Annotated in this window: 2 protein-coding genes and 1 pseudogene; 2 read left to right on the plus strand and 1 reads right to left on the minus strand. The window is 61.0% G+C overall.

Translation table 11 applies throughout. From position 1 onward, the window contains the following. A pseudogene (locus tag NW835_RS05050) lies at positions 1–688 on the plus strand (peptidase M3); the annotation flags it as partial. A gap of 281 nt (positions 689–969) precedes the next feature. Here the strand turns inward: NW835_RS05050 and NW835_RS05055 are convergent. Next, entirely contained in the window at positions 970–1407 is a 438-nt protein-coding gene (locus tag NW835_RS05055; RefSeq protein WP_414414684.1) for a hypothetical protein, read from the minus strand. Between the two features lie 186 nt (positions 1408–1593). Here NW835_RS05055 and NW835_RS05060 point away from each other — a divergent pair, with 186 nt between their 5' ends. Further along, the gene (locus NW835_RS05060; RefSeq protein WP_414414685.1) at positions 1594–2121 is read left to right on the plus strand and encodes an adenine phosphoribosyltransferase; all 528 of its coding nucleotides are present in this window, start codon (positions 1594–1596) and stop codon (positions 2119–2121) included. Positions 2122–2333 lie beyond the last annotated feature (212 nt).

Genomic DNA, 2333 nt, shown 5'->3' on the forward strand with positions numbered 1-2333 from the left:
TACTCGGCCCTCCTGGGAGGTGGGGGTGCATACCGCGTTTTTACAGCAGATGCTGCTAGGCTACCTGCTTGAGACGGCGCGAGGCACACCAGGGGGGGTGCCTCTCCGTTTCCGCAATAATGGCGTCAGCGGGCCGGAGACCTTTCTCTCCAGCAGCCTCCAGTTGGCCCAAGCCCTGTTGATTTACCACCTAGAGGCACAGCTGCAGGCTGTGTTTTACCAGAGCTTGATTGCGCGGCTGGAGCTGCTTCTCTACCGCTCGGGGATCCCAGGGGGCGACACCCCTCTGCTGGCGCCCTCTGAGGCCAGCCCTACCTACTGGGTCAGCGAAGAGTGGCTGAAGCTGTGCCAAGAGCTATGTGGCGATGCGGTGGAGCTGCTGCCGGAAGACCAGTTCCGCTGGGTGGGGATGCCGGAGCTGTTTCTCCGCCCTTTTAGCAGCCATCAGGCCAGCCTGGCCAGACTGGTTGCCCTGGCCTGCCACCGCCAGTATCATCTGTCTCCCCGCACCTTCTTGCCCCGTTACCTGAATTGGCTGGCCAGCCCGCCCGGATCCCTGACCTGGGAAGAATCGGCCCAGATGCTCCAGGTGGAGCTGAGCGACCCAGAGGCAGTGTTGCAGGGGTTGGAGGAGCTGGAGCGTTGGATCGAGGTGCTGGAAGAGCTGGTAGAAGAGGAGCAAGACTAGAGGAGGGCTACCGGCCGACCGTTGGCATCGGCGGAATGGCCGCGTCACCCCTGGTAGGGGGAGCCCCGGGCTGCCGCTAGTCAGGGTTTTGCTGAAGAAAACCGCTCGCGTAAGCGGGACGGGCTCCTCACAGGGGTTCGTTTCTGTTTAGCGTTGTACAAGTCCCCCGGAGCGGCTATCTCATTCCCACCATTGCGGTCAGCCGCGCCATCAACTGCCAGGGCCGCGAGCGCGGTTCTGTTACCGAAGTGCTGGTCTCGTCAAAGTAGCCGGCCAGACGGCTACTCGATCACCACATTCTTGGGCCCGCCGTTCACCTCGGGGCGACCCTGATTGAAGTTAGCCAGGAACGTGTCTGGATCCTTGAGGCTGAAAACCAACTTTTTGCAGGATACTTGCAGCCCCAGGGGCCCCAGCAGGGGGATGAAGAGGGTCTTTTCCTGCAGCAGCGGGATGGCAATTACCCCCTGAGTGCTGGTTACCGCGCCCACCAGCCCCTGGAAATCGGTGCGCACGCCCAGGCCGTAGAACCAGGGCCAAGAGAAGCGCTCCCCTTGTCCCAACTCGCTCAGGGAGAAGGTTTCGTTGAACAGGTTGCCCGCCCGGACAATCAACTTGTCCTGCAGCAGATCGACGTAAGCCGACTCACTGCCCACCCCAAACAGAACCAGCGGCAAACTTGCCAGCGGATTGGAGTCAATGGCCATGTAATAGCGCATGAGAAGTCTCCAGAGTCAGGAACAGAAAGACCAGGTGAGCCGCGGCTCCTAGCCCTGCCAATTATAAAAAATCTTCCCCGGTGCCGAACGGACAAAAAGGGATCCCATCTGCCCTTAAGCTAAGCAGGTATGATGGGTTGCTTGGAGCGCCCTTTCGGCAAGCCACTGGCCAACGAGGAAAACAGGATGGATTTGCGCGCCTTCATCCGCTTGGTGCCTGATTTTCCCAAACCCGGGATCCTCTTTCGCGACATAACCCCCCTCTTGCGGGATCCGGCGGGCTTCCGGGCTGCTATTGAACAATTGGCCGCCGGCACCGCTGCCATGGGATCCCTGGACTATGTGGTGGGCATTGAGTCGCGGGGGTTTATTTTGGGGGCTGCTTTGGCTCAGCGTTTGGGTTTGGGATTTGTCCCGGTTCGCAAGCCGGGCAAGTTGCCGCCGCCGGTGCTCAGCCAAATCTACAGCCTGGAATACGGCCAAGACCAGTTGCAACTTCATGCCCACGCCCTGCGCCCCGGCAACCGAGTGGTGATCGTAGATGATGTCATCGCCACCGGGGGCACCGCCGCTGCCACCGCCCAATTGGTGGCCCAGAGCGGGGCTGAGGTGGGGGGGTTTGCCTTCTTGATCGAGCTGGCTTTCTTGTCGGGCCGCAAGCTCCTGCCCCCTGAGATCCCCACCCATGTGGTGATGGTGGACGAATCCAACTGAACTCCCAAACAGAACGAGGAAATTCTTCTGGATCCCTGTGGGCAGGAAGTCAGGTCTGGATACGCGGTTCCACACCCCTCATCTTGGGCTGCAGATAGCAGGGCGACGGCCTTGCTATGCTTCCCATCTCCCCTCTCCCTTTGGGAGAGGGGCTGGGGGTGAGGGCACCAGAGCGCTTTGTAGGCAACCTCACCGCTGGCGCAGCGGCTGAC

Origin of the sequence: Synechococcus sp. OH2, assembly GCF_047462155.1 — a bacterium.
Classification (GTDB): domain Bacteria; phylum Cyanobacteriota; class Cyanobacteriia; order Thermostichales; family Thermostichaceae; genus Thermostichus.